Consider the following 9,305-nt stretch of genomic DNA (forward strand, 5'->3'; position numbering starts at 1 on the left):
CGATACAGCACGCAGGTGTCGGACAACGTGGTCATGATCGCCAGCAGCGCGTCGAGTCGCGCGTTTTGCTCGCCATGCCCGGCTGCGCGGCTGCGCACGAGCTGCGGCAGTCCGGTCTGGGTGACGGCGGGAAAGCCGGTCTGCGCTTGTTCTCGGGCCCCCGTCGCGCCGTATTTTTGCGCAACGGTTTGACCATGGCTCTGGCCCTGGTTGGCGGCCTGGTGACCATCCTCGATCAATGCCAGCCGGCCTGCGCGTTGGCACAGCCCTTCCGGGGAAAGGTCATCGGGATCCAGCGCTGCAGCGGTGACCAGCAAACCCAACGCCCAGATCGCGCCGCGGTGAGTGTTCACCCCGCCGGTCGTGCGCATCATCGCGGCTTCGCCTTCGCGGCCGAGGCGGCCGATGGTTTCCCGCAGTGCCGGGTTGAGCTCGCCGATGGCTATAGCGGCGTCGGCCATTTGCTTGAACGCAGGCCACAGTGACAGAGCTGACGCATGCATCAGGCCCAGGTGCAGGTCCGTGTGGGCGCCACTGCTGCGGCGGTCGACCAGCGCCGGTTTAGGCGACAGGTCGGCCTCGTCAATTAGCGCATCAACCGCCAGATCGGCCAGGCGCGCTGCCAGTGAGGCCAAGCCTGGTGCTGCATCAAAAGTGTCGAAAGCTACGTTGAATGCACGCATCACCAGCTCCTGAATTTCGCAGGCGGGTTGTACAAACCGCCGGACCATTCCACCAACTCGGCGATGCTCTTGGCCGCCAGCAGTTCGCGGCTTGCGTCGGTGCGGCGAATGCCCAAATCCTCAGGGAGCGCGATCAGCCCCTCGCGGCGCATGCGAGCCGTGTCTTTGGGATTGTGGCGCATGCCAATGGACGTCACGCCGGCGACGGCGGCGATCATTGCCTGACGCTCTTCCAGCGTCCGTGCCTTGTACAGATAGGCGATGCCTTCTTCGGTCAGCAGGTGAGTTACGTCATCGCCATAGATCATGATCGGCGCCAAGGGCATGCCGCTTTTTTTCGCGACTTCCACGGCATCAAGGGTCTCGACGAAGGTGGGTTTGCCCCCTTCCTGGAAGGTCTCGACCATTTGCACCACGAGCTTCTTGCCGCGCTCAAGGTAGGCGTCCGGCCCGTCACCGCTCTGTTGACGCATGTCCAGCCAGGCGGGCGTGGCATGGCGTCGGCCGCGTGGGTCGTGGCCCATGTTCGGCGCGCCGCCGAAGCCGGCAAGGCGCCCGCGCGTGACCGTTGATGAATGACCGTCGCCGTCGACTTGCAGCGTGGCGCCGATGAACAGGTCAACCGCGTACTGCCCGGCCAGCTGGCACATCATCCGGTTGGAGCGCATCGAGCCATCATGTCCGGTGAAGAACACATCAGGCCGCGCGGCAATGTAGTTTTCCATGCCCATTTCGGTGCCGAAGCAATGCACGCTTTCGACCCACCCGCTTTCGATGGCGGGGATCAGCGTTGGGTGCGGGTTGAGCGTCCAGTTGCGGCAAATCTTGCCCTTAAGGCCCAGGGATTCGCCGTAAGTCGGCAGGATCAATTCAATCGCCGCCGTGTTGAAACCGATGCCGTGATTGAGGGACTGAACGTTGTGTTTCTCGTAGATCCCGCGAATCGCCATCATCGCCATCAGCACGTGGACCGGCTTGATGTGCCGAGGGTCGCGGGTAAACAGCGGCTCGATGTAAAACGGCTTGTCGGCGACGACCACGAAGTCGACCCATGACGCCGGAATGTCCACACGCGGCAGGTCGCTGACGTCATCCACCAACTGGTTGACCTGCACGATGACAATGCCGTCGCTGAACGCAGCCGGTTCGATCAGGGCGGGAGTGTCTTCGGTGCTGGCGCCGGTGTAGATGTTGCCGGCCCGGTCAGCCATGAAACCGGCCGAGAGCACGACATTGGGAATCAGGTCGACCAACAGGCGCGAATAAAGCTCGATGTAGGTATGAATCGCGCCGATTTCCAGCAAGCCGTCTTCGAGCAGTTGGCTGATGCGCAGGCTTTGCGTACCTGCAAAAGAGAAGTCCAGCTTGCGGGCGATGCCGCGTTCAAACAGGTCCAGATGCTCGGCTCGCCCAACGCTAGGCATGATCATGTGCAGGTCGTGCAGCTTGCCGGGGTCGGCCTTGACCAGGGATCGCGAAAGAAAGTCCGCCTGCTTCTGGTTGTTGCCTTCAAGCACCACGCGGTCGCCCGGTGCAATCAGCGCCTCAAGCGCGGCGACGATCTTGTCGGTCGGCAGTACAACGCCATCGGCGAAGGAACGCACCAGGTCGAGCCGTCGCAGTTTTTCAGTGCGACGACGCGACCAGCGCGGGTCAAGTTTCGTTGTTGTGGTCATGCTGACTCCACGAGTTCGCTGTCGTGGGGCAGATTAGGAGGGGTTCAGGTGCGGCATCAATCAAGCAAATCAGCAGACCGTTACGCTCAGAGTAATGATCAGTCAGGCCATTGGATCTGATAGCGGGTGCTGCGGCCCCCGCCCGGCAATTTCAACAGGTAGCCTTTCACCAGCAGGTCCGCCAGATGCCGGGTGGCGGTGGCTTTGCTGACTTTGGCCACCGCCTGGTATTGAGCGGCGCTGATGCCACCGGTAAAACCCGCGTCGGGCTTCTCCGACAGCAGGTCGCCATTCAATAACCGGTTGAGCACTTTGATTTGCTCGGGGGATAGCCCGTCATCCCGATGGGCTTGCCAAAATCTGGCCTTGGCCAAGACCCGGTCGATGCGCTGCATGGCCTGCTCCAGCGTATGCAGCAACGTCTGTAAAAACCAGACGAGCCATTCGGTGATGTTCAGGCCGGCGCGCTGGGTCGCTTCCAGAATGCGGTAGTAGTCCTGACGGCGGGCAAGGATGCTGGCGGACATGGCGTAAAAACGTATGGCCTGGTGTTCGCCTTGGGCCATCGCCAGGTCGGTGATGGCGCGGGTCAAACGTCCGTTGCCGTCGTCGAACGGATGCAGCGTGACGAACCAGAAATGCGCGATGCCCGCGCGAACCAGTGGGTCGAGGGTGCGATCAGAGCGGCTGCTGTTGAACCAGTAAAGAAAGTCATCGAGCAGCTTTTCGAGATTTTCGCGCGCAGGCGCCTCGAAATGCACCACGGGCCGGTCAATGCGACCGGACACGACTTGCATGGGTTCAGGTCCCCTGAGCACCCCGACCTGGAGGGACGTTGCCAGCAGGGCGCTCGTTTCGGGAAACAACAAGCGATGCCAATGCATCAGCCGTTCAGATGTCAGCGGCGCATCGTGTCGTTGAGTGGCATTCAGCATCAACTCGGCAAAGCCTTCACTGCGCGCAGTCACACGTTCATCGCTGGCGAGCCCGAGCCGTTTTGCCAGAGAAGAACGCACTGAGTCCACATTGAGCTGCTCACCTTCGATGGCCGAAGAGGTGATGACGTTCTGCAGCAAGGCGTCCAGTTCACGCTCGACATTCGCGTCAGTGCCTGACGCGCCAATCATCCCCAATAACTGACCCTGCGCCTGGGTGCAGGCCCGTAAAAGCGGCGCCAATGGCTCCACATCCCAAGCGAAAGAGGGCCACTTTGGGTGCTGCCAGATCCATTCTGTTGACTGTTTCACTGAAGGCCTCGGACGTGTGTGAGCCGAATAGCGACCTTATTCGGCTCACGGCATGAGCCGAATATGAGGTTTATTCGGCTCAGCGTCTAGGAGGAATTTCGGAGTAGCAATTGCCATCTGCCCCCGGCGTCACGCTGGCATGCCACAGTTGAGCATGCACAGGAGATCAAATTGTGGGAGCGAGCTTGCTCGCGAAGACGCCGGTACATCCGCTAAATCTTCAGTGGCTGATACGCCGTATTCGCGAGCAAGCTCACTCCCACAAGGGTTGTGTCCGACATGCAACCTGCAGCGCGGGAAAAGCAGTCGTGGGGGCGAGACGCGCCACTTGAAGGCTGTCGCTGAAGGCGCTGCGGATGCGGACGCCGGAAACCTTACCGATATCGAACCTGTGAAAGCAAGATTCATCAGCAGGGTCTGATCCTGCTTCTGCTGGCAGCGCCTGAGTCCTTCGGGCAGTGAGGATTTGACACACGCCGCATATCAAATTGTGGGAGCCGGCTTGCTGGCGAAGGCGGTGGGTCAGTCGATATTGGTAGCGCTGGCTGATTTTATTCGCCAGCAAGCCGGCTCCTACAGATCTCGGGGCAGGCGTTAACTCCGCGGCGAACCTCGATAATGGCGAATATGGTTCAAGTGAGGCTCAAATCCCCGCGCCGCTTACCTGTACCAACCCCGCATCCATCAACCACTCCTCAAGCGCCACAAGGTCCGGGATCTTTGCCACGGTTTCACCCACTTGCACCGCGGCCAGTTCCAGCTCGGCCAGCGGCACATCGACGTAGCTGAGTTGGCTATCAAGCTTGCATGACCGGGGAATGCCCTGCGTCAGCAGCGCAATGAATTTTAAATCCGGCCGACCGCCCAAGGCGTTGAGCACGACGATGCGCGCGCGGCCCCCGACTCGGGCGCGGCTGCCGCAGGCGGCTTCGAAGCTGAGCAACGGCAGGCTGCGGTTGCGCCAGTTGATCGGGCCCAGGTACCACTGCGGAGCGGCGGGATCGGCGACGCTGTCCTGATAGTCGATCAGCTCGGCGACCGCGACGTTAGGCAGCAGCAGGTGCCGGTCACTGAGCGGGATGAGTAAGCCGGTCAGGCTGGTCAACCGGGCCGCTTGCAGCGTGGTATCAGACATGGACATGGCTCCAGTGGGCGATGCTCTCCAGCAGCGCAGCTTCCTGATACGGCTTGCTCATGTAGTCGTTAACCCCCAACGCCATGGCATGGTCGCGGTGTTTATGGCCCGATCGCGAGGTGATCATGATGATTGGCAGGTGCTTTAACGCATCGTCTCCACGAATCTTGCTGACCACCTCGAAGCCGTCCATGCGCGGCATTTCAATGTCCAGCAGCATGACGTCAGGGGTGTGCTCCTGCAGCAGCGCCATGGCGTCGACCCCATCCTTCGCCGTCAGGACGTTCATGCCGTGGCGTTCCAGCAAGCGGCCAGTGACCTTGCGCACGGTGACGGAATCATCCACCACCATCACCAGCAGCGGCCGCGCCTGCTCGGGCTCGACGTAACGCACCGGCGCACGACCGGCCACTTGCAACGCCAGCAGCTTGGCGTGAAAGCGCCGGATGTGGGCAAACAGGTCGAGAATCAGCACCACGCGGCCATCGCCCAGAATGGTCGCGCCCGCAATGCCCGGTATGGCCGAAAACTGTGGCCCGAGGTTTTTCACCACGATCTCCCGCGAGCCGGCCAACGCATCCACCTGCACCGCGACCCATTGGTCGTGTACATGCACCAGGAGCACGGGAAGCGGCTGGGCCTGGGTCTGCCCGGCCAGTTTCGGCGGGTGACCGTTATTGAGCAGCTCGCCCAGATAACGCAACTCATAGTTGCGTCCGCCGTACTGATAGCGCGGCGGCACGGACTGATAACACGCTTCCAGCTCATGCGGCATGACGCGCACGATGCCCTCGACACTGTTCAGCGGAACGGCGTATTGCTCTTCGCCGCACTGCACCATCAGCGCTCGGTTGACCGACACCGAAAATGGCAAACGAACACGGAAACGCGCGCCCTCTCCCGCTTTGGAATCAATGACCATCGAGCCGCCCAGGTCCTTGACCTCGGCGTGCACCACGTCCATGCCGACGCCGCGCCCGGAAATCTGGGTGATGGTTTCGGCGGTGGAAAACCCTGCCCGCAGGATGAACTGCAGGATGTCGTGCTCGCTCAGCTCCGCATCCGGGCTGATGATGCCGCGCTTGATCGCCTTGCGGCGCACAGCCTCGAAGTCGACACCGGCGCCGTCATCTCGCATCTCGATGACGATGTCGCCACCTTCGTGGGCCAGACTCAGCGTGATATGCCCCCACTCCGACTTGCCGGCGGCCAGGCGCTCCTCGGCGCTCTCCAGCCCGTGATCGATGGCGTTGCGCAGCATGTGCTCCAACGGTGCGACCATGCGTTCGAGCACGTTGCGGTCCATCTCGCCCTCAGCGTTGACCACGTCGAACTTGACCTTTTTATCCAGCTCGCCGGCCACCTGGCGGACGATCCGGCGAAGACGCGGCACCATGCGCTCGAACGGCACCATGCGCGTGCGCATCAGGCTTTCCTGAAGTTCGGTGTTCACCCGCGCCTGTTGCAGCAGCAGGGTTTCAGCCTCGTGAGCACGGGCGTCGAGGGTTTCCTTGAGGTCCATCAGGTCGGATGCCGACTCGAACAGCGCGCGGGACAACTGCTGCAGCTGCGAATGCCGGTCCATTTCCAGCGGGTCGAATGCTTCGTAACCGTGCCTATCAATGGGGTGATCGCGGCTGATAATACGGCCCTGGGTTTCGATATCGAGTCGGCGCAGCTGATCGCGCATCCGCTCGATGGTGGTCTCCATTTCGACCAGCGTGACCTGCGCGTCGCTGACCTGCTGCTCGACACGCCCCCGGAATATCGAGGTTTCGCCGGCCAGATTCGCCAGATCTTCGAGTTGCTCGGCGGGGACCTTGATCATCTCCGGGCCGATGCGCTCGCCGTCGGCCTCGGCCTGTGCCGCAGTCGGTTCGACAGGGGGCGCCGGCGGCAGCGCTGACGCTGCCGGAGCTCTCTCGACGACTTCGCGTGCTGTCCCCGACGACGTGTAATGTTCCATGCTTTCGATCAGCAGCGCCGGGTTGGGCAACGGCTCGTAGCCTCGAACGGCATCGACCATGTCGGCGAGCATGTCGTGGCCACTCTGCAGCAGGCCGTTGAGCATCGCGCTGTTTTTCAACGTCCCCGTCGACAATCCTTCGTACAGCGACTCCAGTTCGTGGGCCAGATCGCCAACAGGCGCGATTTCCACCATGCGCGCGCCGCCCTTGAGCGTGTGCAGATCGCGTAGCAGGTTTTCGATTTCCAGGGTGTTCTGCGGATCGGCTTGCCAGCGCACCAACGCTGCGCTGCTGCTTTCAATGATGTCGTCGGCTTCTTCGAGGAAGATTTCCAGCAGCTCCGGATCGCGCTCGTCCAGCGAGTGAATCATTGAGCTGACGTTGCGCGTCTCGCCGTCATTGGGCAGCAGGTAACAGTTGCGCTGCCGGAACTCGCGAATCTTCTCGATGAGCGGAGCGGGACTGGTCAACGCCGAACGGTGCTGCAACTGTTCGAGCATCAACGACAGGTGATCGTGGCTGTGTACCAGCAGCTCGGCCAGTTGCGGTGAGTAACCGCAACGGCGGTCGAGCAGGCCCTCGTAGAGCGATTCCAGCTCATGGCCGAGGTCGCCCACCGGCCCGATTTCGGCCATGCGCGCGCCCCCTTTGAGGGTGTGCAGGTCGCGCTGCAACGATGACAACGGCAGCGGGCTTTCCGGATCGTCGAGCCAGCGTTGCAGTGCAGGACCGGCGAGGTCGAGAATGTCCACTGCCTCTTCAAGAAAGATCTCGACGATTTCCTGATCGAAATCATCACGTGCAGGCCGGGCAGGCTGAGCGAGGCGCTCATTGACCTGATCCATTTCCGTGATGTGGGTCCCCCCAGCCTCGTCACGTTTGATCACGCCCATCGCACCGGGGTTCAGGGCTTCGTCGAGCAGCCCGCGCAACGCGCTCACGCGCTCGGGGCAAGGCTGCACTTCCTGTCCGGCGGCCACCTGATCGAGCATGTTGATCAACGCTTCGTGGGCTTTTTCGGCCTCATCGAAAAACCGTTCGCTGACGGCAAGGCTGCTTTCCTCCACCGCGCCATACAGATCGAGCAGCGCTTCGCAGAGCTCATCGACCTGAGGCAGCTCGGCCATGTGCGCGCCGTGCCCGAGCGTGGTCAATTCGTCGAGCAGCGCGCTCAATTCCTGGCGGCGGCCGGGGTGCTGACGCCAATCCTTGAGCAGGTTGTCGGCGTCCAGCAGGATGTCCATGCCTTCAACCAGAAAGCTTGAAATCAAGTGCGGATTACGCCGCGTGCGCAAGCCATTGCCATCGTCGCTCAAGGCCTCGGCCATGCGCGCGTCGAACAGCTCGTGGGCCCGTTGAATCAAGAGAGCCGCGCCGTCGATGGGCATCAGCGGGTCGACATTCAGCTGCGCCAGGCCTTGGCGGAACAATGGCTCAGCCGCTCGCAGCAGATCAATTTCGGCCTGGCCGACCGCGATCAGGTTGGTCTTGAACTCGCGGACCAACTGGTCCAACGGGCTCGCCAGCTCGGCAATCGGCAGGACGCCCGCCATGTATGCGCTGCCTTTGAGGGTATGCAGCGCGCGCAGCAAATCGTTGCTGAACATCGGCGCATCGGCATCCTGAGCGGCGTCGAAATAACGGCTCATCGTATTCAGATGGGTGTGGGCTTCCTGACGGAAGATTTCCAGCAATTGCGGATCGAAACCCTGTTCATCCTCCAGCCGTTGCGCAGGCTCGTAATCATCCGCTTCACCTTGGGCCAGCGCATGGGCCTGGGCGGCCAGTCGGTCGACATCGTCGCGCTGGCGCTGCACGTCTTCGGCGAAATCGCGAATCACGTCGGGCAGCAACGCCTGTACGTCTGCGAGCAACTGCTGCACCCGTGCGTCTGGCTCGACGCTGTGTTCCAGCACCCGGTTCAGCAGGTTCTCCACCGACCATGCCAGCTCGCCAAGAATCAGCCCGCGCACCATTCGGCCGCTGCCCTTGAGCGTATGAAACGCACGACGAATCTCGCCCAGCGCCGAAAAGTTGTCCGGGTCAGCGCGCCAACGCGGCACGTACTCGCGCAGCGCTTCGAGCATCTCGTCGGTTTCCTCGAGGAAGACTTCGAGCAGCTCTTCGTCAATTGCCTGCTCGCCTTTTGGCGGTGGCAACAGGCTGGCCGGCATATTCCGCGCCGGGGGATTGACCGCCGACAGCGGGCTGGCGAGGACCTCGGCGAGGGTCCGACTCGGGCTGACCAAGGCCTGCCGTTCGTGCAGGGCTTGCAGCTCCTCCTCGCTGATGACTTCTTCGAGCACCGGCACATCCAGCGCGTCGGTGACCGGGGTGTAACCAAGCCTGGCAAGGCTTTCCTGGGCCAGATCCAGCACGTGTTCACCCGGCGCCTCCGGGTCTTCGGCCATGCGCTCGAGGTAATACTCGACGCCAATGATCACGTCCGCCAAGTGATCGAGCTGCGATGCGGCCGGGCTTTCAGCGTCGACCAGCAAGTGTTCGGTGATGTACTCGTTACAGGCCGCCAGCAGGCCGGATGCCCGCGCCAGCGGAATCATCGCCAGTGCGCCGCGCACCTGGACCAACTGTTCCGA

The 9,305-nt window shown here is 62.1% G+C and carries 5 protein-coding genes; all 5 read right to left on the reverse strand.

The genetic code is table 11. The annotated features are described in order from the left end of the window. Positions 1–683, reverse strand: a 683-nt coding sequence (locus tag VF672_RS18625; RefSeq protein WP_331106026.1) for a triphosphoribosyl-dephospho-CoA synthase, incomplete at its 3' end; no start/stop codon positions are given. Then, positions 683–2,359 (reverse strand): malonate decarboxylase subunit alpha, encoded by a 1,677-nt coding sequence (gene mdcA / locus VF672_RS18630; protein ID WP_331106027.1) that lies wholly within the window; start codon positions 2,357–2,359, stop codon positions 683–685. The genes mdcA and VF672_RS18625, both read right to left, overlap by 1 nt. Before the next feature lie 98 nt (positions 2,360–2,457). After that, on the reverse strand, positions 2,458–3,606 hold the full coding sequence (locus VF672_RS18635; protein ID WP_331106028.1) for a Fic family protein: 1,149 nt from the start codon (positions 3,604–3,606) through the stop codon (positions 2,458–2,460). Positions 3,607–4,249: 643 nt separating this feature from the next. Further along, the gene (locus VF672_RS18640; protein WP_331106029.1) at positions 4,250–4,741 is read right to left on the reverse strand and encodes a chemotaxis protein CheW; all 492 of its coding nucleotides are present in this window, start codon (positions 4,739–4,741) and stop codon (positions 4,250–4,252) included. Further along, the coding region (locus VF672_RS18645) for an Hpt domain-containing protein (RefSeq protein WP_331106030.1) at positions 4,734–9,305 on the reverse strand (4,572 nt) is incomplete at its 5' end. The genes VF672_RS18640 and VF672_RS18645, both read right to left, overlap by 8 nt.

The organism is Pseudomonas sp., from assembly GCF_036387035.1.
In the GTDB taxonomy this organism is placed as follows: domain Bacteria; phylum Pseudomonadota; class Gammaproteobacteria; order Pseudomonadales; family Pseudomonadaceae; genus Aquipseudomonas.

What these genes read in the sequence shown, in the direction of transcription:
- mdcA (WP_331106027.1), bottom strand. Translation starts at nt 2,359, where the DNA reads ATGACCACAACAACGAAACTTGACCCGCGCTGGTCGCGTCGTCGCACT.
- VF672_RS18640 (WP_331106029.1), bottom strand. Translation starts at nt 4,741, where the DNA reads ATGTCTGATACCACGCTGCAAGCGGCCCGGTTGACCAGCCTGACCGGC.